The sequence below is a fragment of the Kosakonia cowanii JCM 10956 = DSM 18146 genome (genome assembly GCF_001975225.1).
GTDB lineage: Bacteria > Pseudomonadota > Gammaproteobacteria > Enterobacterales > Enterobacteriaceae > Kosakonia > Kosakonia cowanii.
In genome coordinates this window covers 4,067,911-4,088,807 of the sequence record NZ_CP019445.1, presented here as the reverse complement: position 1 = coordinate 4,088,807, position 20,897 = coordinate 4,067,911, and the positions used below count along the sequence as shown (strand labels likewise).

Sequence of the window (20,897 nt, the reverse complement as noted above, 5' to 3'; positions counted from 1 at the left end):
GTATCTTTGCGGCTTCAGGAGGTTGTATGCCATTACACAATTTGACCCGTTTTCCTCGCCTTGAGTTTATCGGCGCGCCGACGCCGCTCGACTATTTGCCGCGCTTATCGGATTACGTTGGACGCGACATTTATATCAAACGCGATGATGTGACGCCGCTGGCAATGGGCGGCAACAAGCTGCGCAAGCTGGAGTTTCTTGCCGCCGATGCGCTGCGTGAAGGCGCCGATACGCTGGTCACCGCCGGCGCAATCCAGTCTAACCACGTGCGCCAGACGGCGGCGGTCGCGGCGAAGCTCGGCCTGCACTGCGTCGCGCTGCTGGAAAACCCGACCGGAACTCGCGCGGAAAACTACCTCACCAACGGCAACCGCCTGCTGCTCGATCTCTTTAACGCGCAGATTGAGATGTGCGACGCGCTTACCGACCCCGCAACTCAACTGAGCGAGCTGGCCACGCGCATTGAAGCGCAGGGCTTTCGCCCCTATGTTGTGCCAGTGGGCGGCTCTAACGCGCTGGGGGCGATGGGCTACGTCGAGAGCGCGCTGGAGATCGCACAGCAGTGTGAAGGCGTGCTCGGTCTCTCCTCGGTGGTGGTCGCCTCCGGCAGCGCCGGTACCCATGCCGGGCTGGCAGTGGGGCTGGAACAGCTGATGCCGGACGCAGAGTTGATTGGCGTTACTGTATCGCGCAGCGTTGCGGAGCAAAAACCGAAGGTGGTGACGCTGCAACAGGAGATCGCCCGTCAGCTTGAGCTGAAAGCACAGGCGGATATCCAGCTGTGGGATGACTACTACGCGCCAGGCTACGGGTTGCCGAATGATGAAGGGATGGAAGCGGTAAAACTGCTGGCGCGCCTTGAAGGGATCCTGCTCGATCCGGTTTATACCGGCAAAGCGATGGCCGGCCTGCTTGATGGCATTGAGCAGAAGCGGTTTAAAGATAACGGCCCTATTTTGTTTGTGCATACGGGCGGCGCACCGGCGCTCTTTGCCTACCATCCTCACCTTTAACGCAGGCAGAAAAACCAGAATGCAAGAGAGCCTACAACTCGTTATCGACTCCGCCCCCTATCTGCTGAAGGGCGCAGTCTTTACCTTACAACTCAGCATCGGCGGCATGTTTTTTGGCCTGTTGCTCGGTTTTTTACTGGCGCTGATGCGCATGTCGAAGCTGCTGCCGCTGCGCTGGCTGGCGCGTTTCTATATCTCTGTATTTCGCGGTACGCCGCTTATTGCCCAGCTGTTTATGATCTACTACGGTCTGCCGCAGTTCGGTATCGAACTCGACCCGATCCCGTCAGCGATGATTGGCTTGTCGCTCAATACGGCGGCCTACGCGGCAGAAACGCTGCGTGCGGCGATCTCGTCGATCGACAAAGGGCAGTGGGAAGCGGCAGCCAGTATTGGTATGACGCCATGGCAAACGCTGCGCCGCGCCATTCTCCCGCAGGCGGCGCGCGTGGCGCTGCCACCGCTCAGTAACAGCTTTATTAGCCTGGTGAAAGACACCTCGCTGGCGGCAACCATTCAGGTACCGGAGCTGTTTCGCCAGGCGCAGCTTATCACCTCGCGTACGCTGGAGGTCTTCACCATGTATCTGGCGGCATCGCTCATTTACTGGGTGATGGCGACGGTGCTCTCGACGTTGCAGAACTACTTTGAAAACCAGCTTAACCGGCAGGAGCAGGATCCGAAATGAGCGCAATCGATGTAAAAAACCTGGTGAAGAAGTTCCAGGGGCAGACGGTGCTGCATGGTATTGATCTGCAGGTGGAAGAGGGCGAAGTGGTGGCGATCATCGGCCCGAGCGGCTCGGGGAAAACCACGCTGCTGCGCAGTATTAACCTGCTTGAGCATCCTGAGAGCGGCTCTATTCGTGTCGGGAATATCACCATCGACGCCACCCGCTCTGTCGGTCAACAGAAAAGTGCCATCCGCGAACTGCGTCAGCATGTCGGTTTTGTGTTCCAGAACTTCAACCTCTTTCCCCACCGCACGGTGCTGGAAAATATTATTGAAGGCCCGGTGATTGTTAAAGGCGAACCGAAGGAGGAGGCGCTGGCACGAGCGCGTGAACTGTTAGCGAAAGTGGGGCTGAGCGGGAAAGAGAACAGCTATCCGCGCCGTCTGTCCGGCGGTCAGCAGCAGCGTGTGGCGATAGCCCGCGCGCTGGCGATGCGCCCGGATGTGATCCTCTTTGACGAACCTACCTCGGCGCTCGATCCTGAGCTGGTGGGCGAAGTATTAAACACCATTCGTCAGCTGGCGCAGGAGCGACGCACGATGGTGATCGTCACTCATGAGATGAGCTTTGCCCGCGATGTCGCGGACCGGGCGATTTTTATGGATCAGGGGCGCATTGTAGAGCAGGGTGCGGCGAAAACGCTGTTTGCTGAACCAAAGCAGGCGCGCACGCAGCAGTTCCTTGAAAAATTCCTCACCCAGTAAAACAGGTCGCGCGATTCAGCAGTGCCAGGCGCTGAATCGCGACGATTTTACTTAAAGCCTTTATTAAAGTAACCAATTAGCCCACCTATGCCAGGGAAATAATGTTGTCTTTTACGCCTTATTTCCCGCCACTCGCCGTGCTTTAATTCGGCAATAAAGTGAACTCCTTACCAATTATCCCGATATTTTATATTTATAATTAAGTTTTATGTGTTAGCTTATTGTATACAAAAATATGATTAATAAGTGCAGGGGTATTACCGGTCGGTATGCAGCAAAAAGATTTTTTAACCTGGCGTCGTGAAATGATTTCGCGTTTTCAGGAAATGACTGTGGCACAGGACGTTTATACGGAGATCCAGCAGCAGACACAGCTGTTGGAGTTTGACTATTACTCGCTTTGCGTGCGGCATCCGGTGCCTTTCACCCGGCCGAAGCTGAGCGTGGAAACCTCATATCCGCCTGGATGGATGGAGCACTATCAGGCAGAGAATTACTTCGCTGTCGATCCGGTGCTGAAGCCTGAAAACTTCATCCAGGGACACTTGCCGTGGAATGACAAACTGTTTCATGATGCGATGACATTGTGGGATGCCGCACGCGACCACGGCCTGCGCAAAGGGGTTTCGCAGTGTTTAATGCTGCCTAACCATGCGCTCGGCTTTCTGTCCGTTTCGCGTTCCAGCCTGTTTGGCAAGACGATGGCCGACGATGAAATAGAGATGCGTTTGCAGACGCTGGTGCAGTTGAGCCTGCTGGCACTGACGCGCCTGGCGGACCATACGGTGATGACACCGGAGATGAAATTCAGTAAACGCGAGCGCGAAATTCTGAAGTGGACGGCAGAGGGGAAAACCTCAGCGGAAATAGCGATGATTCTCTCTATCTCCGAAAACACGGTCAATTTCCACCAGAAGAATATGCAGAAGAAATTTAACGCGCCGAATAAAACGCAAATTGCCTGCTATGCGGCGGCAACGGGAATAATTTAATAGAGTGTGCGACGGAAGTCGTAAAGTGATTCCGGCTGTCAGAGAGCCTGACAGCCGGCGAGTAATTACTGGCGGTAAGCTTGTTTAATTTGCTTAACGGTGCTGGAAAATACGTCGGCATTAGCTTCGTCTTCCATTTGTGCAATTAATCTTTCCATTTTAATAATGACGCGGCCTGCATCAGCCTGACCCATCGCTTGCAGCATCAGGGTAATCATCGACTTCAGGCAAGCGACTTCCTGCGCCAGTTCTTTTGCGTTTTCGGCGGTAGTGAAATCAGGTGTGCTCAATTTATTTTCCTCATTACATTGTCACGGACTTTCGCGACGATTGCTGTTAAGGCCGCGAAGTATACCACAAGGCTTATAAAAAAAAGCAGTGGTTGTTTTTTCACCGCTATAGAAAGTAATTGATTGAGGTCTGGTTGAAAATTACGGCTGTTATATTGTTGCACATCAAATATATGTTTAGCGCGCGTTAAGCGCGGTTAATTGCTGTAACAACTCTATTAGGGTAATTTCTTCTGCATAATCCTGCGTCCTTTGCTAACTTTCTGAAAAGAAAGAATTTATCATTTTACCGCTTCGTTTTTTATATTGAAAAAAGTTTCCAGATTATGTACAACTTCATTTCCAAAAACGAGAACAAAAATTGGCGTTCGTTGTTTTTTTGCCTTTCATTATGGGCTAAAAAAAAGCTAATATATGCCGAATTAGTTTTCGCAGCGTTATCCCTTTTCCGGAGATACTCCTTTGATCAACGTACTACTTGTTGATGACCATGAACTGGTGCGCGCAGGGATACGACGCATTCTCGAAGATATTAAGGGCATAAAAGTGACGGGTGAGGTCAACTGCGGTGAAGACGCCATTAAATGGTGTCGTGCCAATGCGGTTGATGTTGTTCTCATGGATATGAATATGCCCGGTATCGGCGGCCTTGAAGCGACGCGTAAAATCGCGCGCGGCAGTGCCGACACAAAAGTCATCATGCTTACCGTTCACACCGAAAACCCCTTGCCCGCCAAAGTGATGCAGGCTGGCGCTGCGGGTTACCTCAGTAAAGGCGCTGCGCCGCAGGACGTGGTTAACGCTATTCGCTGCGTTCACTCAGGCCAACGCTATATCGCTTCTGACATTGCACAACAGATGGCACTTAGCCAAATCGAGCCAGAAAAGACAGATTCACCGTTCGACAGTTTGTCGGAACGTGAATTGCAGATTATGCTGATGATCACAAAGGGCCAGAAGGTCAATGAGATCTCAGAGCAACTGCATCTGAGCCCGAAAACGGTGAACAGCTATCGCTATCGAATGTTCAGTAAACTGAACATTCACGGTGACGTCGAACTGACGCACCTCGCCATTCGCCATGGTTTGTGCAATGCGGAGACGTTAATAAGTCAGTGACTGAAGTTTTTGATTCCAAAGCCTTTCTGAAAACGGTAACCAGTAAGCCCGGTGTCTATCGTATGTATGACACCGGCGGTACCGTTATCTACGTCGGTAAAGCAAAAGACCTGAAAAAACGTCTTTCCAGCTACTTCCGCAGCAATCTCGCCTCGCGCAAAACCGAAGCGCTGGTCGCGCAGATCCAACAGATCGACGTGACCGTCACGCACACGGAGACCGAAGCGCTGCTGCTGGAGCACAACTACATCAAGCTTTACCAGCCTCGCTACAACGTGCTGCTCAGGGACGATAAATCCTACCCGTTTATCTTTCTCAGCAACGATACGCACCCTCGCCTGGCAACCCATCGCGGCGCGAAGCATGCGAAGGGGGAGTATTTCGGCCCCTTCCCGAACGGCTACGCGGTGCGGGAAACGCTGGCGTTGTTGCAAAAAATCTTCCCTGTTCGCCAGTGCGAAAATAGCGTCTATCGCAACCGCTCCCGTCCGTGCCTGCAGTACCAGATTGGTCGCTGTCTTGGCCCGTGCGTCGAGGGGCTGGTTAGCGAAGAGGAGTATGCGCAGCAGGTCGACTATGTGCGGCTGTTCCTCGCTGGCAAAGACGATCAGGTGCTGACCCAGCTTATCGCGCGAATGGAGAAAGCCAGCCAGGCGCTCGATTTTGAAGAAGCCGCGCGCGTGCGCGATCAAATCCAGGCGGTACGGCGCGTAACGGAGAAACAGTTCGTTTCCAATAACGGCGACGACCTCGATGTTATCGGTGTGGCATTTGACGCCGGTATGGCCTGTGTTCATGTGCTGTTTATTCGCCAGGGCAAGGTGCTCGGCAGCCGCAGCTACTATCCAAAAGTGCCGGGCGGCACCGAGCTTGGCGAAGTAGTTGAAACCTTTGTCGGCCAGTTTTATCTGCAGGGTAGCCAGATGCGCACGCTGCCGGGCGAAATCCTGCTCGACTTTGACCTTACCGATAAAACCCTGCTTGGCGATTCTCTTTCTGAGCTGGCCGGGCGTAAAGTCAATGTGCAGACCAAACCGCGTGGCGATCGCGCCCGTTATCTGAAGCTGGCGCGCACCAATGCCGCGACGGCGCTCAGCACTAAGCTTTCTCAGCAGTCAACCGTCCATCAGCGGCTTGCCGCGCTGGCGAGCGTGCTTAATCTGCCTGCGGTAAAACGCATGGAGTGCTTTGATATCAGCCATACTATGGGCGAGCAGACGGTCGCCTCCTGCGTGGTGTTTGACCCCAACGGGCCGGTGCGCGCCGAGTATCGTCGCTATAACATCACCGGTATCACGCCGGGGGATGACTACGCGGCCATGAACCAAGTGCTGCGCCGCCGCTATGGTAAAGCCATTGAAGAGGACAAGATCCCCGATGTGATCCTGATTGACGGTGGTAAAGGGCAGCTCGGCCAGGCGAAAACGGTGTTTGCCGAACTGGATGTGCCGTGGGATAAACATAAGCCGCTGCTGTTGGGCGTGGCGAAGGGCGCTGACCGTAAAGCCGGTCTGGAAACGCTCTTTTTCGAGCCGGAGGGGGAGGGGTTCAGCCTGCCGCCGGATTCACCCGCGCTGCACGTGATTCAGCACATTCGCGATGAATCGCACGATCACGCTATTAGCGGACACCGTAAAAAGCGGGCAAAGGTGAAGAACACCAGCTCGCTCGAAACCATCGAAGGGGTGGGGCCGAAACGCCGCCAAATGCTGCTGAAGTATATGGGCGGTCTGCAAGGGTTACAGAACGCCAGCATTGAGGAAATTGCGAAAGTGCCGGGCATCTCGCAAGGTCTGGCAGAAAAGATCTTCTACTCGTTGAAACATTAGGGGCTCTGTAGCAACATAGAGCGAAATTTTACGGACAACAGACAGTTAACGCCAACATGCGATTCAATATTCCTACGTTGCTCACCCTTTTTCGCGTCATCCTGATCCCGTTTTTCGTTCTGGCGTTCTATCTGCCGTTCAACTGGGCGCCGTTTGTCTGCGCCCTTATTTTTTGCTGCGCGGCGGTAACCGACTGGTTTGATGGTTATCTGGCGCGTCGCTGGAACCAGAGCACGCGCTTTGGGGCCTTTCTCGATCCGGTGGCCGATAAGGTACTGGTCGGGATCGCAATGGTGCTGGTGGCGGAGCACTATCACAGCTGGTGGGTGACGCTGCCTGCGGCAACAATGATCGCCCGTGAAATTATCATCTCCGCCCTGCGCGAGTGGATGGCAGAGATGGGCAAGCGTAGCCGTGTGGCGGTCTCATGGATCGGTAAAGTCAAAACCACGGCACAGATGGTGGCGCTGGTGTGGCTGCTGTGGCGACCGAACCAGTGGGTGGAGTATGCCGGTATTGCGCTCTTCTTTGTCGCCGCGGTGCTGACGCTGTGGTCGATGCTGCAGTATCTCAACGCTGCGCGCGGCGATCTGCTCGAACCGTGATCGTTTCGTCGCAAATTTCAGCAAACGATCGTGCTTTTGAAAAATATCGTTGACTCATTGCGTCAGGTAAGTAGAATGCAACGCATCGGAAGGCGGCACAGCTTGCCAGAAGATAATAAAATCAAGCGATTACAACACGCCTGATGACGCGGGAATAGCTCAGTTGGTAGAGCACGACCTTGCCAAGGTCGGGGTCGCGAGTTCGAGTCTCGTTTCCCGCTCCAGTTTTACGCATCGGCTGTTACAGCGGGTGCTGGCTGAAAAGCCTGAAGGATTTTGGCGCGTTAGCAAAGCGGTTATGTAGCGGATTGCAAATCCGTCTAGTCCGGTTCGACTCCGGAACGCGCCTCCAATTTCTTCCCGAGCCCGGATGGTGGAATCGGTAGACACAAGGGATTTAAAATCCCTCGGCGTTCGCGCTGTGCGGGTTCAAGTCCCGCTCCGGGTACCATGGGGAAAAAGCAGAATAATCAAAGCAATAAGCAGTGTCGTGAAACCACCGAAAGGTGGTTTTTTTGTGCCTGAAATTTGCTGACGGGAAGGGTAATCTCAGATTTCTGCAACAGAGGAAGCCCGCAATCAGGCTTCCGGTTTCATGCGCAACAGTTATGGCTGCGAGGGTAAGCGTGATGGGGACGCTGGCTTGTCATCGCCAATCGCCACAAAGTTGATACGGTGTTCTGTATTGCGTTTTTCCAGCGGCGGCAGCTTCATATAGTCGCCATAGATATTCTCTAAATAACGCTCTGGTTGCGCCGGCACCCGCAAGGCATGCGCCGCAAAGGTGGCACGCACCTCTTTGCTGCCAAAAATTTCACGTTTCACCACCTCTCGTTCGCCATAGACGCCGTACAGATTCCCCACCCACTCGCTTGAATCGACATCACCGTGACCTACGATTTTGTCATAGAGGGTAAAAATAGTGCGGGCCGAGAGGATATTGCTCAACGCCGAAAGAAGGGCAAAGCGTAACTGCACGTTGCCGTTCAACGGTCGCGGATAAAAGCCTTGCTGCTTATTCATCGACAGCGATCGCATCAGGCGAACCGCGCGAAAGAGTAGCTGCCGGCGCCAGCCCGGCGCGGGAATAGCGTCCAGAGGGAATACATCTATACCAATTCCGCGATCGAATGGCTTTTTATAATCCATCACCAGATGAGATTGCGCGTGGGTCACCACAAGAAAAGGGAAGGGCGTGGTCGGGCAATTCTGCGGATGAATAGGTCGTAATGAGTCGGGTAAGCTGTCAAGCAGAGTCAATAAACGCTCGTAGTCAGGCCGCGCGACCACGATATCGATATCATCGTCCCAGGGTATAAAACCGCCATGGCGAAGCGCCCCGAGCAGTGTACCGCCGACTAACCAATAACGGATCCCGTGCTGTTCAAAGAAATCGGTTAATGAAACCAGCACGGCACACGCCTGACGCTGTATATCTTCGATGGGTACGCCAGCGACGAAATAGGCGGCTTCTGCTGCTTCGCCGGCGGGATCAGTTTTTACGTCGTACATCAAACACAGCTCCGGTAAGAGAGGAACACATAGCCTGCAGCGTCGCACGCGCCACGGTTTCGGGATCCAACAGGGTTTCCGGCGGTTCAGCGCCAAAGTTACGCATGCGCATTGGGGTCATGGTCCGTTCCGGGTTGATGCAAAGCACCCGTACATGTTCAGCGGCCCACTCTTCCGCCAGCGCCTGCGTCATATTAACAATCGCGGCTTTGGTCGCACTGTAAACAGCATAAAAGGCGCGTCCACGGGTGTAGGAGCTGGACGCGAAATTAATCAGGCAGCCTTGGGTCGCCCGTAACCATGGGTAGGCTTCCTGAGAAAGCGTAATTGCCGCAGTGAGGTTAGTGGCAATAACTTGCCCTATTTCTACGGCGCTGAGGTGCGTTAAGGGTTTTTTGATCAGCAGCGCGGCAGTATTAATAACAGCGTCTATCTTTCCTTCCTGCGCCGCAACGGTGGCCAGCAGATCGTGAACCTGGTTTTGCTGAGTGATATCCAGGCCATCCAGAGTACGGCTGGCCCCATACACACGGGCGCCATAGCGCTGAGCAAGATCGGCTACCGCAGCACCGATACCGGAACTGGCACCAATCACTACCACGACTTTGCCCTCAAGCTGGCTCAGAGTGCTCTCATCCTGCACCGCCTGGGTAGTGCGTAATTGCAGCAGTTTCTCCGCAAAAAAGAGATCGATGCTATCGGTGATTTTGATATTAGCGGCATCGCCGAGAACGGTACCAATGGCGACTTCAGGCATTTCGCGGCGCACTACGCCACAATCACACGTAACGCCAACAAATCCTCGTGCGATGACGCGCTGGTAAGCTTCGCGCAGCACACCGAGATGAAAGCCTTGCGGCGTTTGACCACGGCGAAGACGGCTACGATCGGGAATATCCGCTATCTGCTGGCGATCGTTAACTTCGACAATCGTATCGCTGGCTGGGATCACCACATCAACCGCGGCGTACTCATCCAGGGCAGATAAGAAGCGCGCTAGCGTAGGTTGGTCAAGCAAAGGGCGAGCGGCATCGTGCGTAAGCACTTTAGCGTCTGCGCTAAACTCTGTCAGGGCCGCCAGTGCTGATGCGGTAGAGTCGGCGCGATCGCGCCCACCTTCGACAATCTTCATCACTTTGCGCCAGTCATTACGCATGGTCACTTCCCAAAGGGTGTCCTGATAACCGGCAGGCACTACGATGATAATGTGATCCACCGCGTCACACTGTTCGAATACCTCAACCGTATATTCAATCACCATACGTCCGGCCAGTTTAACAAACTGTTTGGGAACCTCACCGCCGAAACGCAAGCCGCGTCCACCGGCTAAAATGACGGCAATCGTTTTTATGGGGGGATGTTGTAGATCGCTCATACGGCGTCCTCTAATTCTGGCGATAAGCATTCAGCCACATGACATGGCGTGTCGACGAACGGATGAGCGGGTGGCCCTGCCATCAGAGATTCAGATAAGGTAATAAAAAATAAGAATCGATGAATTGTAACGGGATGATGCAATATAGATCTAGTGAATGTTACTGGTGTGATAAATATCAAAAAATTGATGTTTTATTTTATCTCTTTGAAAAACAATGTTTTTTAAAAATAAAAATCACGGAGAATATGAATTACCCTATCTTTACCGTCTTATTCCGGCGATTGAATGATAATGCGGTGAGCATATAGCAGGACGTGAAAAAGGAAATATTGCTGTAAATAGACAATGGCAGCACTGCACAATACTCATTGCTCGCGAAAGGGGACGCACGCACCATTAAGTGCGTACGTAAAGCTGGCCTTAGCCAACCTGCGGCAACCATCCTGCCACAATCAAAAACTGAATAGTAATAATGGCGACACCACAGGCAAAGATCAGGCACAGCGCCGGTTTCCCGCCCAGCACGCGATAGCCACTTTGCGGATGGTGTTTGCGGCTCTGCCACGCCAGCATCGATGGCAGCAGCAGGGCTAATACCGCAAGCGCAACGCCTGCATAACCGAGTGCCATCACAAAACCGCGCGGGTAGAAGAGGGCAAACGCCAGCGGCGGCAGGAAGGTAATGATGCCGGTTTGCAAACGGCCGCAGACACTATTATGGCGGCTAAAGAGATCGGCCAGGTAATCGAACAAACCCAGCGAAACGCCGAGGAATGAGGTGGCCAGCGCCAGATCGGCGAAGAGGTGGATCGCCAGCTCAACATGCGCAGAGGCGACGACATCGCGCAGCGCCAGCAACAAGCCATTAAGCCCTGACTGGCTGGCAAGCAGGCCGATAAAAGTATGGGAGTCGATGCTGCCAAGCGTCGCCAGCTGCCAGAAGATATAAGCCACCAGCGGAATGGCGCTACCGGTGATAAACACTTTGCGCAGTTGGCGAATGTTGCCGCCCATATAGCTGACGATGCTCGGCACGCTGCCGTGAAAACCAAACGAGGTGAAAATCACCGGCAGGGCTGAGAGCGCCAGCCCTTTTTCCAGCGGCATAGTCAGCAGGTTCGCCTGGTGTACGTGCGGCATTAACAGCGCCAGCATGATCACTAAAAAGAGGATTTTGGCGCTGAAGAGAAAACGGTTAAAGAGATCGACCAGTGAGGTGCCGATGCAGACCACGCCGCCAGCGACCAGTGTAAAGATCAACACGCCTGCGCTTGAGGAGAGCGAAACGTTGAACCACTCACTGATACTTGAAGCGAGCAATTCACCAGCACCGCTGATATAGGCAGCCGTTAGCGCATACATCAGAAACATCATGCTGAAGCCGGTGATCAACTGCCCGTAACGACCCAGATAGCGCTGCGCCAGTGTGCCGAGCCCGGTTTCAGCCGGAACATGCTGATAGACCTCAAGCAGCAGCAGGGCGGTATAACACATCACTGCCCATAAGATGAAAAGCAGCCCCAGCGTGGTTGCAAACCCTACGCCCGCCGCTGCCAGCGGCATCGCCAGCATACCCGCACCAATGGTGGTGCCAGCGACAATAAATACACTTCCAAGTGCCCGATTTTTCACACTTTCCTCTATCACTTAACTCACTGCACACGCAATACGCGGCGCAGAGTAAGATAATTCCACCGTTTCGTCAAATGACCGTTACATCTGCTGTAATCTTTTGTTTACGGCTCATCAGGCGAACGAGAAGGAGCTATCACCGGGGGTGTTGAGTGCGGAATCAGGCAGTGTGTTGCAGCAGGGGGGATAGACAGAGAGAAATGTTCTGGAGCAGAAGAAAAAGGCGGTACAGAATTAACTGAACCGCCTTTGTTATTAATTTTGTGCGTCGAGGGTCGCCAGCTCTTTATCAATAAAGTAGAGGCCTTCACCACTTTTACCCGCCAACGTTAATTTATCAATTACCGATTTAAAGAGTTTCTCTTCTTCATGCTGCTCGGCAACATACCACTGCAGGAAATTAAAGGTCGGATAATCCTGCGACATCATTGCAACGTGCGCCAGCTCATTAATTTTTTGCGTAATATGCTGTTCATGTTCGTAGGTCGCGCGGAACAGTTCATCAAGGGAAGCGTACTCAGCAACCGGTGAGGCAATATTCGCGATGCGCGGCAGGCTGCCGGTGTCCGTCAGGTAGTCGAACAGGCGCTGCATATGGGTCATCTCTTCCTGAGCGTGGCGGCGCAGAAACGCGGCAGCACCTTCAAAACTGTGATAGCTGCACCATGCGCTCATCTGTTGATAGAGCAGGGAGGAGAAGAGTTCCAGATTCATCTGTTCGTTGAGTTTTTCAATCATCTCTGCTTTTAACATCGCACGGCTCCGGAATTAAAAATATAACAGGGGAAAGTGCCGCCACTATAATTTGTTATTTAATTATTTGCAAAAGGTAAAATAATAAAACGTTTGATTAATAAAGAGAATGCGAATAACACGCATTGCCGGGGTAATATTTAAATGAATGAGAATTGTTTTTATTATTAATAAAAGAAAAAGCCAGCGCTAATGGCTGGCTTAAGAATTTACCAGGCCGCGCGGTTGGGATCGATAGCGATACCGCGACACTGATATTGAATGGTGATTTTGGTGTTCATGCAGCCTGAACCGCTGATCAAACTACAGGTCTGCACTGGCTGGCCAAATGCCACGGCGGTGGCATAGCCCAACTGCTGGCACTGTTTGTTGGCGGTGCCCTGCGCGACGTACTCATCATAACGCGCGGTCTGCATCATCTGCTGATTAAAGCTCAGACGTACCACACCGCTGGTGGTGTCCACGCTGCTCACTTCTGCTTCTTTGGTGATGGTGCACCCGGCAAGGAGTAACAGCGTGGCGGCAATAAGGACTCTCTTCATGACGTTGCTCTGCTTCATTTTTTGCATCTTCTCATCTTAATCGCCCCCTTTGTGCGGCAATCGACGGAATAACCCCCCGAACACCCTCTACTAATCAGGACGGCTCAAGCGGGCCGCTCAAAACTGTGAGGCGCCTTTTGATTTTTAAAACCATTTTTCACTAAATTTGAAAGTATGTTTGTGAGGTAGTAAGGTTTAGGTAACCTTTGCTATCCGAAGCACGTCTACAGGAGATGAAAATGAAAATTGCACTGATGATGGAAAACAGCCAGGCGGCGAAAAACGCCATCATTCTCAAAGAGCTGAAAACCGTAGCCGATGAGAAAGATTTCCCGGTGTATAACGTTGGCATGAGCGACGAAAATGACCATCATCTGACCTATATCCACCTCGGTATTATGGCCAGCATTCTGCTCAACTCTAAAGCGGTGGATTTCGTGGTGACCGGCTGCGGCACCGGGCAGGGCGCGCTGATGTCGCTGAACATCCATCCGGGCGTGGTCTGCGGTTACTGTATCGATCCGGCCGATGCGTTCCTGTTCGCGCAGATCAACAACGGTAACGCGCTGGCGCTGCCGTTTGCTAAAGGCTTTGGCTGGGGCGCTGAACTGAACGTGCGCTTTATCTTTGAGAAAGCCTTTACCGGACGCAACGGGGAAGGCTATCCGCCGGAGCGTAAAGAGCCGCAGGTGCGTAACGCTGGCATTCTGAACCAGGTAAAAGCAGCGGTGGTGAAAGAGAACTATCTCGATACGCTGCGCGCCATCGATCGCGAGCTGGTGAAAACCGCCGTCTCCGGCGAGCGTTTCCAGCAGTGCTTCTTTGAGAACTGCCAGAATAAAGAGATCGAAGCCTTCGTACGTGAAGTGCTGGCCTGATAACTCCTTTGCCTGATGGCGCTACGCTTATCAGGCCTACGGGGAGCAAATTTCTGCATCGCACCCGTAGGCCGGATAAGGCGTAAGCCGCCATCCGGCATTGCTGTTTAACGACTTTTCTGCGACACCGCGCTACCGGCATCCTTCGTCAAACGCAGCGTATCAATCATTCCCACCAGACAGATCAACGCAATAAAGACAAACGCCAGCCGGAAACTGATCCCTTCCATCGCGGCGATCCCTAACCAGCCGCTGATATGCTCGCCAATTCGAATGCCAATCGCGCCAAGCGTAATGCCAAGACCCACCGCCAGCTGTGTCGCCGTGCTAAACAGCGTATTGGCATAGCTCATCTGCGCGCCAGGCACATCGGCAAAGGCCAGCGTACTGACGCCGGTAAACTGCACCGAGCGAAAAACGCCACCAAGATAGAGGATGATAAACACCAGCCAGACCGGGGTATCGGCGGTGAGGAAGGCGCAGGCCAGCAGCGCAATCACATTTAGCGCGCCGTTAATCAACAGCAGCTTACGAAAGCCGAGCCAGCGGATAAGCGGCGTTGTCGCCGGTTTAATGGATAAATTCCCGGCAAACACCGCCAGCACCAGCAGCCCGGCGTGGAAGGGATCCATCCCAAACCCGACCTGAAACAGCAGCGGCAGCAGAAACGGCACCGCGCTGATCGAGGCGCGAAACAGCGAACCGCCATACATGGTGACGCGAAAGGTCGGCACCTGCATCGCGTCGAGGCGGATCATCGGCCACGCATGGCGGCGAAAATGGCGCAGCGTAAAGGCAAACATCACCGCGCCAAGCATCAGCAGTGTCAGCGTCAATCCACCCTGCGGGTGTTGCGAACCGAGCGCTTCCATTGCGTAAACCAGGCTCACCATCGCGATGCTGGTGGTGAGAAAGCCGGTTAAGTCGAAGGGGCGGCGCTCCTCTTCGCGGATGTTGGGAATAATGCGCAGCGCCAGCGCCATCCCCAGCAGGCCGAGGGGCACATTAATAAAGAAGATCCAGCGCCAGTCGGCGTAGTGGGTAATAAACCCGCCGAGCGGCGGGCCGATAATCGGTGCCACCAGCGCCGGCCAGGTGAGTGTGGCGATAGCAGTAATGAGTTGATGTTTCGGCGTTGTACGCAGCACCGCCAGCCGCCCGACCGGCACCATCAGCGCGCCCCCCATCCCCTGCAAAATGCGCATCGCCACAAACATCTCGACACTCGTGGAGAGGCCGCACAGCACCGAGGCGAAGGTGAAGATGGCCAGCGCCAGGGTAAAGATGGTGCGCGCGCCGAAGCGATCGGCGATCCAGCCGCTGGCGGGGATTAGCACGGCAAGGGTGATCAGATAGGCGCTGATGCCGATATTGAGCGCCACCGCTTCGACGCCGAAGGTTTTTGCCATATCCGGCAGCGCGGTGGCGATCACCGTGCCATCAATAAACTCCATAAAGAAGGCGCCCGCCACCAGTAATGCAGCGGGAGAAACCGCGCCTCGCGTTTGCGCAGGGGAACTGTCGGTCATTAAGGCTCTGCCATCCACAAAAAAATAATTGAAGAAGCTAAAACTATTTTTAGCGCGCTAACTGCCGGATTTGTCATCAGATTGCCAATAAAACTACGCCATTTTCGATTTTTGAAACGTGATTTCGATCGCAGATGGATTGATTTTTGTGACGGGCGTCATATTATGTCGCCCATTAAGGCTCAACACCTGCCTGACTATTTGCCGGAGTGAATAATGAAACTGCGTAAAATTCTGAAGCATATGTTCGAAACCTATTGTAAGACGTTCAAAGACGTACCGCCTGGCGCAATGTTCTGAGAATAAAAAAACCTGCTGCGGCAGGTTTTTTTGTCTCTGCGCAACGCGGCCGCGCCCAAAACTACTCTTGCCCGCCGTTTCCCGCTACTATGGCGCCCTTTCAATAAGGAGCTTCCCATGTCGCAAAATACCCCCGCCGACCAGGAGCTGGTCTCTGACGTTGTCGCCTGCCAGCTGGTCATCAAACAGATCCTGGATGTGATTGACGTTATCGCGCCGGTTGAAGTGCGTGAAAAAATGGCTAACCAGCTTAAAACCATCGACTTCTCGACCCATCCTGCCGCCGCCGATCCGGTGACGCGCCGGGCGATTCAAAAAGCCATTGCGCTGATTGAACTGAAGTTCACCCCGCAGGGCGAAGCGCACTAACGCGCACTTTATCGAATCCCGGCAGCGGGTCTGTGACGCAGCGAGGATTTTGAAACGCTGTTTTGATCAACAATAAAGCCATCTGTTTCACCTGACCTCAACGGCAAGGAGTCGGTCATGAAAAAAGTGGCGGTATTGTTAGCGCCGGGTTTTGAAGAAGCGGAAGCGATTATCACCATTGATATTTTGCGCCGCTTAGAGATTGAAGTAGAGACGCTGGCCTGCGCGGATTCCCGCGCGGTGGTCAGCTATCACGCCATTCCCATGGTGGCAGACAGCACCTTGTCCGAGCGGCAAGAGATGCTGTTCGACGCCATCGTCCTGCCCGGCGGGCCGCAGGGCAGTGTCAACCTCTCGGCCAGTAGCGACGTCGTGCAATTTATTAAAGCCCACGATGCGGCAGGGAAACTGATCTGCCCCATCTGCTCCGCCGCTGCGCGCGTGCTGGGCGGCAATAATCTGCTGAACGGGCGTCGGTATGTTTGCTCCGGCGATCTCTATCAACAGGTGCGCGACGGTGAGTATGTCGATGCGCCCGTCGTTGAGGATGGCAACCTGATCAGCGGCAAAGGGCTGGGACACGCTTTTGACTTCGCTTTCACCCTCGCAGCGCGCCTGTTGGGCGACGAAAAGCCCGTTCGCGATCACGCCGATCACATCTACTACCGCTGGTAATCGTTTCGCCCGGCCGCGCCCTGCGGTCGGGTACAAGGATAAGCTGGCTGACGTTATGGATTATCCTGCTTTCACCCTTGCGATTTGTCTGACAAAAGCCGCTGACTTTATGGCTAAATCCGCTGAATTTATGTACGGAATTACTGTAATTCAGCCGTGTGATGCCGCTCTCCTATGGAGAATCAATTTCCCGCTAAAACTATTTCCAGCACAGATGTCCATCTGATGCATGGGCGCTAATGCCTTGTTTTTTGAACTTTTAACAATAGCAATTATTTCTGTTCCCTACATAAAAGCGTGTTTAAGCCGGAGTTTACCATGCACAAATTCACTAAAGCGTTGGCGGCCATCGGCCTGGCTGCCGTTATGTCACAATCCGCTATCGCTGAAACCATGAAGCTCGGGTTTCTGGTTAAACAGCCGGAAGAACCCTGGTTCCAGACTGAGTGGAAATTCGCTGACAAAGCGGGCAAAGAGTTAGGTTTCGAGGTGATTAAAATCGCCGTCCCGGATGGCGAAAAAACGCTGAATGCCATTGATAGCCTGGCGGCCAGCGGCGCGAAAGGATTTGTCATCTGTACGCCGGATCCGAAACTGGGCTCCGCTATCATGGCGAAAGCACGCGGTTACGACATGAAAGTGATTGCTGTCGATGACCAGTTCGTCAACGCCAAAGGCAAGCCGATGGACACCGTTCCGCTGGTGATGATGGCAGCCAGCGAAATCGGCGCGCGCCAGGGCGAAGAGCTTTATAAAGAGATGCAAAAACGCGGCTGGGATGTGAAAGAGACCGGCGTGATGGCAATTACTGCGAACGAACTCGACACCGCTCGTCGTCGTACCTCCGGCTCCATGGACGCGCTGAAAAAAGCGGGCTTCCCGGAAAAACAGATCTACCAGGTGCCGACCAAATCTAACGATATCCCCGGCGCATTCGATGCCGGTAACTCCCTGCTGGTACAGCACCCGGAAGTGAAACACTGGCTGGTGCTCGGTATGAACGATAACACCGTGCTGGGCGGCGTGCGCGCCACCGAAGGCCAGGGCTTTAAAGCGGCAGATGTGATTGGCATCGGTATTAACGGTGTCGATGCGGTGAGCGAGCTGTCGAAAGGGCAGGCCACCGGCTTCTATGGCTCTCTGCTGCCAAGCCCGGACGTACATGGCTACAAAACCAGCGAGCTGCTCTACAACTGGGTGACCAAAGGCGTTGAGCCGCCGAAGTTCACTGCGGTGACCGATGTGGTGCTGATCACCCGCGATAATTTCAAAGAAGAGCTGGCGAAGAAAGGACTGTAAGGCTCTGTCGGTTGCGCTCCCCGTGCAAACGGGGAGCCTGTCGTACCCTCAACTGCTTCACGGAGACGTTATGCAACACTCCACTCCCTATCTCTCGTTTCGCGGCATCAGCAAAACCTTTCCCGGCGTCAAAGCGCTGAGCGATATCACCTTTGACTGTTATGCCGGGCAGGTGCACGCGCTGATGGGCGAAAATGGCGCGGGGAAATCCACCCTGCTAAAAATCCTTAGCGGTAACTACGCGCCCACCGGCGGCACGCTGGCGATCAAAGGCGAAGAGGTGGTGTTTAGCGACACCACTGCGGCGCTGAATGCCGGTGTGGCGATCATCTATCAGGAGCTGCACCTGGTGCCGGAGATGACCGTCGCGGAAAATATCTACCTTGGTCAACTGCCGCAAAAAGGCGGCATTGTGAACCGCTCGCTGCTCAACTACGAAGCGGGCCTGCAATTACAGCATCTGGGGCTGGATATCGATCCCCAGACGCCACTTAAGTATCTCTCTATCGGTCAATGGCAGATGGTGGAGATTGCCAAAGCGCTGGCGCGCAACGCCAAAGTGATCGCCTTTGACGAACCGACCAGTTCCCTTTCGGCACGTGAAATCGACAACCTGTTCCGCGTGATCCGCGAACTGCGCAAAGAGGGCAGGGTGATCCTCTATGTTTCCCACCGTATGGAGGAGATTTTTGCCCTCAGCGATGCCATTACCGTCTTTAAAGATGGCCGCTACGTGCGCACCTTTAGCGATATGCAGCAGGTAAACCACGATCAGCTGGTGCAGGCAATGGTTGGGCGCGAGCTTGGCGATATCTACGGCTGGCAGCCGCGCCCCTGTGGCGAAGAGCGTCTGCGCCTGGAGCAGGTGAAAGCGCCGGGCGTACGCACGCCCATCAGCTTAAACGTGCGCAGCGGCGAAATCGTCGGCCTCTTCGGTCTGGTCGGTGCCGGACGCAGCGAGCTGATGAAAGGGCTGTTCGGCGGGACGAAGATCACCGAAGGGCAGGTCTTTATCGATGGCGAAGCGATCAACATCCAGAAACCGGCCCACGCCATTCGCGCAGGGATGATGCTCTGCCCGGAAGATCGTAAAGCCGAAGGGATTATCCCGGTGCACTCGGTGCAGGAGAACATCAATATCAGCGCCCGGCGCAAATACATCCGCGCAGGCTGCCTGATTAACGATGGCTGGGAGAGCGAGAACGCCGCGCACCATATTCGCGCGCTCAATATCAAAACCCCCGGCGCCGAACAGCTGATTATGAATCTCTCCGGCGGCAACCAGCAGAAGGCGATCCTCGGTCGCTGGCTGTCGGAGGAGATGAAAGTGATCCTGCTTGATGAGCCGACGCGCGGTATTGATGTGGGTGCCAAGCATGAGATCTATAACGTGATATACGCGCTGGCCGCGCGTGGCGTCGCGGTGCTCTTTGCTTCAAGCGACTTGCCCGAAGTGCTCGGCGTTGCCGACCGCATCGTGGTGATGCGCGAAGGGGAGATTGCCGGTGAGGTGCTACACGGACAGAGTGATGAACAGCAGGTGTTGAGCCTGGCTATGCCAAAAGTGAGCCAGGCGGTCGCCTGAGTGAGGAGAATACGATGTCATCTTTAACAACGGCCCGCGCGCCGAAAAAGTCGCCCTTTAGCGTCGGGCGAATCTGGGATCAGTTTGGCATGCTGGTGGTTTTCGCGGTGCTGTTTATCGGCTGCGCGGTATTTGTGCCGAACTTCGCCTCCTTCGTCAATATGAAGGGGCTGGGGCTGGCGATCTCGATGTCCGGAATGGTCGCCTGCGGCATGCTCTTCTGCCTCGCCTCCGGCGATTTCGATCTCTCGGTCGCCTCGGTGATTGCCTGCGCCGGTGTGACCACGGCGGTGGTGATTAACCTCAGCGAAAGCTTGTGGATTGGCGTCGCCGCTGGTCTGCTGCTCGGTGTGGTCAGCGGCTTTATTAACGGCTTCGTCATTGCCCGCTTAAAGATCAACGCCCTGATCACAACCCTTGCGACCATGCAGATTGTGCGTGGGCTGGCTTATATCATCTCTGACGGTAAAGCGGTCGGCATCGAAGATGAGCGCTTCTTCGAGCTTGGCTACGCAAACTGGCTGGGCTTGCCTGCGCCAATCTGGCTGACGGTTGGCTGCCTGATTATCTTCGGCTTCCTGCTTAACCGCACCACCTTTGGCCGCAACACGCTGGCGATTGGCGGTAATGAAGAGGCGGCGCGGCTGGCGGGTGTGCCGGTGGTACGCACCAAAATTATCATCTTTGTGCTTTCCGGGCTGGTCTCGGCTGCGGCGGGGATTATTCTCGCTTCGCGCATGACCAGCGGACAGCCAATGACCTCTATCGGTTATGAGCTGATTGTCATCTCGGCCTGCGTATTGGGTGGAGTTTCGCTTAAGGGCGGCATAGGAAAAATCTCGTATGTAGTGGCAGGTATTCTGATTCTTGGCACCGTCGAAAACGCCATGAACCTGCTGAATATCTCCCCCTTCTCTCAGTACGTCGTACGCGGTCTGATCCTGCTGGCAGCAGTGATCTTCGACCGTTACAAGCAGAAAGCAAAGCGCACAGTATGATGCTAACTGCTTAAATTATCGACACAACCTTTCAGTGTAATTCCCCCTTTAACCAGCCGCTAATGCGGCTGGTCTTTCATTGTTAAAATGGCGAGCAGCGTCACACTGTCTATACTTACATGGCTAATGATAATGGGGCCGTAGATTAATAACGGCTCACAC

At 54.1% G+C, this 20,897-nt stretch carries 22 protein-coding genes and 3 tRNA genes; 17 read left to right on the top strand and 8 right to left on the bottom strand.

Annotated features, from left to right (window positions below):
- Positions 1–26: 26 nt before the first annotated feature.
- The 4 genes from dcyD to sdiA all read left to right on the top strand — a co-directional run bounded on the left by dcyD (position 27) and on the right by sdiA (position 3,442).
- Positions 27–1,013, top strand: a complete 987-nt coding sequence (dcyD, locus tag BWI95_RS19415; protein ID WP_076770079.1) for a D-cysteine desulfhydrase — start codon at positions 27–29, stop codon at positions 1,011–1,013.
- Positions 1,014–1,032: 19 nt separating this feature from the next.
- On the top strand, positions 1,033–1,701 hold the full coding sequence (gene tcyL / locus BWI95_RS19410) for a cystine ABC transporter permease (protein WP_076770078.1): 669 nt from the start codon (positions 1,033–1,035) through the stop codon (positions 1,699–1,701).
- The gene (tcyN, locus tag BWI95_RS19405; protein ID WP_054803247.1) at positions 1,698–2,450 is read left to right on the top strand and encodes an L-cystine ABC transporter ATP-binding protein TcyN; all 753 of its coding nucleotides are present in this window, start codon (positions 1,698–1,700) and stop codon (positions 2,448–2,450) included. The genes tcyL and tcyN overlap by 4 nt, the downstream gene beginning before the upstream one ends.
- 269 nt (positions 2,451–2,719) lie before the next feature.
- Entirely contained in the window at positions 2,720–3,442 is a 723-nt protein-coding gene (sdiA, locus tag BWI95_RS19400; RefSeq protein ID WP_042712095.1) for a transcriptional regulator SdiA, read from the top strand.
- A gap of 65 nt (positions 3,443–3,507) precedes the next feature.
- On the opposite strand, the gene BWI95_RS19395 is transcribed toward sdiA, so the two are convergent.
- On the bottom strand, positions 3,508–3,732 hold the full coding sequence (locus BWI95_RS19395) for a DUF2594 family protein (protein ID WP_023480046.1): 225 nt from the start codon (positions 3,730–3,732) through the stop codon (positions 3,508–3,510).
- Positions 3,729–3,800, bottom strand: coding sequence for a hypothetical protein (locus BWI95_RS24155; RefSeq protein WP_419978993.1), 72 nt, complete (start codon positions 3,798–3,800; stop codon positions 3,729–3,731). Before BWI95_RS24155 ends, BWI95_RS19395 begins: the two co-directional genes overlap by 4 nt.
- 394 nt (positions 3,801–4,194) lie before the next feature.
- On the opposite strand from BWI95_RS24155, the gene uvrY reads away from it, so the two are divergent.
- The 6 genes from uvrY (at position 4,195) to BWI95_RS19365 (ending at position 7,736) form a co-directional block, all read left to right on the top strand.
- Positions 4,195–4,851 (top strand): UvrY/SirA/GacA family response regulator transcription factor, encoded by a 657-nt coding sequence (uvrY, locus tag BWI95_RS19390; protein ID WP_054803248.1) that lies wholly within the window; start codon positions 4,195–4,197, stop codon positions 4,849–4,851.
- Positions 4,848–6,680, top strand: coding sequence for an excinuclease ABC subunit UvrC (gene uvrC, locus BWI95_RS19385; protein WP_076770077.1), 1,833 nt, complete (start codon positions 4,848–4,850; stop codon positions 6,678–6,680). Before uvrY ends, uvrC begins: the two co-directional genes overlap by 4 nt.
- A gap of 56 nt (positions 6,681–6,736) precedes the next feature.
- Positions 6,737–7,285: a CDP-diacylglycerol--glycerol-3-phosphate 3-phosphatidyltransferase gene (gene pgsA, locus BWI95_RS19380; RefSeq protein ID WP_023480080.1), complete on the top strand. Its 549-nt coding sequence runs from the start codon at positions 6,737–6,739 to the stop codon at positions 7,283–7,285.
- Between the two features lie 148 nt (positions 7,286–7,433).
- A tRNA-Gly gene (locus tag BWI95_RS19375) sits at positions 7,434–7,509 on the top strand.
- A 54-nt stretch (positions 7,510–7,563) separates the two neighbouring features.
- Positions 7,564–7,637 (top strand) — tRNA-Cys (locus tag BWI95_RS19370).
- Between the two features lie 12 nt (positions 7,638–7,649).
- Positions 7,650–7,736 (top strand) — tRNA-Leu (locus tag BWI95_RS19365).
- Between the two features lie 155 nt (positions 7,737–7,891).
- Here BWI95_RS19365 and BWI95_RS19360 read toward each other — a convergent pair.
- From BWI95_RS19360 to yecR, 5 genes are all read right to left on the bottom strand, one after another.
- Positions 7,892–8,797: a LicD family protein gene (locus BWI95_RS19360; RefSeq protein WP_054803249.1), complete on the bottom strand. Its 906-nt coding sequence runs from the start codon at positions 8,795–8,797 to the stop codon at positions 7,892–7,894.
- Positions 8,778–10,172, bottom strand: a complete 1,395-nt coding sequence (locus BWI95_RS19355) for a bifunctional cytidylyltransferase/SDR family oxidoreductase (protein WP_076770076.1) — start codon at positions 10,170–10,172, stop codon at positions 8,778–8,780. Before BWI95_RS19355 ends, BWI95_RS19360 begins: the two co-directional genes overlap by 20 nt.
- Positions 10,173–10,595: 423 nt before the next feature.
- Entirely contained in the window at positions 10,596–11,807 is a 1,212-nt protein-coding gene (gene tyrP, locus BWI95_RS19350) for a tyrosine transporter TyrP (RefSeq protein WP_076770075.1), read from the bottom strand.
- A gap of 255 nt (positions 11,808–12,062) precedes the next feature.
- Positions 12,063–12,560 (bottom strand): non-heme ferritin, encoded by a 498-nt coding sequence (gene ftnA / locus BWI95_RS19345; RefSeq protein ID WP_023480186.1) that lies wholly within the window; start codon positions 12,558–12,560, stop codon positions 12,063–12,065.
- A gap of 209 nt (positions 12,561–12,769) precedes the next feature.
- Positions 12,770–13,102, bottom strand: coding sequence for a YecR family lipoprotein (gene yecR, locus BWI95_RS19340; protein WP_054803324.1), 333 nt, complete (start codon positions 13,100–13,102; stop codon positions 12,770–12,772).
- 239 nt (positions 13,103–13,341) lie between these two features.
- Here yecR and BWI95_RS19335 point away from each other — a divergent pair, with 239 nt between their 5' ends.
- Positions 13,342–13,980: an RpiB/LacA/LacB family sugar-phosphate isomerase gene (locus tag BWI95_RS19335; protein WP_023480165.1), complete on the top strand. Its 639-nt coding sequence runs from the start codon at positions 13,342–13,344 to the stop codon at positions 13,978–13,980.
- A gap of 107 nt (positions 13,981–14,087) precedes the next feature.
- On the opposite strand, the gene BWI95_RS19330 is transcribed toward BWI95_RS19335, so the two are convergent.
- Entirely contained in the window at positions 14,088–15,509 is a 1,422-nt protein-coding gene (locus tag BWI95_RS19330) for an MFS transporter (RefSeq protein WP_076770074.1), read from the bottom strand.
- 216 nt (positions 15,510–15,725) lie between these two features.
- Here BWI95_RS19330 and azuC point away from each other — a divergent pair, with 216 nt between their 5' ends.
- The 6 genes from azuC (at position 15,726) to araH (ending at position 20,735) form a co-directional block, all read left to right on the top strand.
- Positions 15,726–15,809 (top strand): stress response protein AzuC, encoded by an 84-nt coding sequence (azuC, locus tag BWI95_RS23405; RefSeq protein ID WP_017458329.1) that lies wholly within the window; start codon positions 15,726–15,728, stop codon positions 15,807–15,809.
- Positions 15,810–15,926: 117 nt separating this feature from the next.
- Entirely contained in the window at positions 15,927–16,178 is a 252-nt protein-coding gene (locus tag BWI95_RS19325; RefSeq protein WP_023480161.1) for a DUF2766 family protein, read from the top strand.
- 117 nt (positions 16,179–16,295) lie between these two features.
- Positions 16,296–16,853 carry a DJ-1 family glyoxalase III gene (locus BWI95_RS19320; protein WP_076770073.1) on the top strand — a complete coding sequence of 186 codons (558 nt, stop codon included), beginning with the start codon at positions 16,296–16,298 and terminating at the stop codon, positions 16,851–16,853.
- Positions 16,854–17,171: 318 nt separating this feature from the next.
- Positions 17,172–18,152, top strand: coding sequence for an arabinose ABC transporter substrate-binding protein (locus tag BWI95_RS19315; RefSeq protein WP_023480146.1), 981 nt, complete (start codon positions 17,172–17,174; stop codon positions 18,150–18,152).
- 70 nt (positions 18,153–18,222) lie between these two features.
- Positions 18,223–19,737 (top strand): L-arabinose ABC transporter ATP-binding protein AraG, encoded by a 1,515-nt coding sequence (gene araG / locus BWI95_RS19310; RefSeq protein ID WP_054803254.1) that lies wholly within the window; start codon positions 18,223–18,225, stop codon positions 19,735–19,737.
- Between the two features lie 14 nt (positions 19,738–19,751).
- Positions 19,752–20,735 carry an L-arabinose ABC transporter permease AraH gene (gene araH / locus BWI95_RS19305; RefSeq protein ID WP_023480059.1) on the top strand — a complete coding sequence of 328 codons (984 nt, stop codon included), beginning with the start codon at positions 19,752–19,754 and terminating at the stop codon, positions 20,733–20,735.
- The last annotated feature ends 162 nt before the right edge of the window (positions 20,736–20,897 follow it).

Excerpts from the sequence above, each read along its gene's own strand:
- BWI95_RS19330 (WP_076770074.1), bottom strand. The coding sequence starts at position 15,509 with ATGACCGACAGTTCCCCTGCGCAAACGCGAGGCGCGGTTTCTCCCGCT.
- araH (WP_023480059.1), top strand. The coding sequence starts at position 19,752 with ATGTCATCTTTAACAACGGCCCGCGCGCCGAAAAAGTCGCCCTTTAGC.
- tcyN (WP_054803247.1), top strand. The coding sequence starts at position 1,698 with ATGAGCGCAATCGATGTAAAAAACCTGGTGAAGAAGTTCCAGGGGCAG.
- ftnA (WP_023480186.1), bottom strand. The coding sequence starts at position 12,560 with ATGTTAAAAGCAGAGATGATTGAAAAACTCAACGAACAGATGAATCTG.
- pgsA (WP_023480080.1), top strand. The coding sequence starts at position 6,737 with ATGCGATTCAATATTCCTACGTTGCTCACCCTTTTTCGCGTCATCCTG.
- sdiA (WP_042712095.1), top strand. The coding sequence starts at position 2,720 with ATGCAGCAAAAAGATTTTTTAACCTGGCGTCGTGAAATGATTTCGCGT.
- araG (WP_054803254.1), top strand. The coding sequence starts at position 18,223 with ATGCAACACTCCACTCCCTATCTCTCGTTTCGCGGCATCAGCAAAACC.
- BWI95_RS19325 (WP_023480161.1), top strand. The coding sequence starts at position 15,927 with ATGTCGCAAAATACCCCCGCCGACCAGGAGCTGGTCTCTGACGTTGTC.
- BWI95_RS19360 (WP_054803249.1), bottom strand. The coding sequence starts at position 8,797 with ATGTACGACGTAAAAACTGATCCCGCCGGCGAAGCAGCAGAAGCCGCC.
- azuC (WP_017458329.1), top strand. The coding sequence starts at position 15,726 with ATGAAACTGCGTAAAATTCTGAAGCATATGTTCGAAACCTATTGTAAG.
- yecR (WP_054803324.1), bottom strand. The coding sequence starts at position 13,102 with ATGAAGAGAGTCCTTATTGCCGCCACGCTGTTACTCCTTGCCGGGTGC.
- dcyD (WP_076770079.1), top strand. The coding sequence starts at position 27 with ATGCCATTACACAATTTGACCCGTTTTCCTCGCCTTGAGTTTATCGGC.
- BWI95_RS19320 (WP_076770073.1), top strand. The coding sequence starts at position 16,296 with ATGAAAAAAGTGGCGGTATTGTTAGCGCCGGGTTTTGAAGAAGCGGAA.
- BWI95_RS19355 (WP_076770076.1), bottom strand. The coding sequence starts at position 10,172 with ATGAGCGATCTACAACATCCCCCCATAAAAACGATTGCCGTCATTTTA.
- BWI95_RS19315 (WP_023480146.1), top strand. The coding sequence starts at position 17,172 with ATGCACAAATTCACTAAAGCGTTGGCGGCCATCGGCCTGGCTGCCGTT.
- tcyL (WP_076770078.1), top strand. The coding sequence starts at position 1,033 with ATGCAAGAGAGCCTACAACTCGTTATCGACTCCGCCCCCTATCTGCTG.
- BWI95_RS19335 (WP_023480165.1), top strand. The coding sequence starts at position 13,342 with ATGAAAATTGCACTGATGATGGAAAACAGCCAGGCGGCGAAAAACGCC.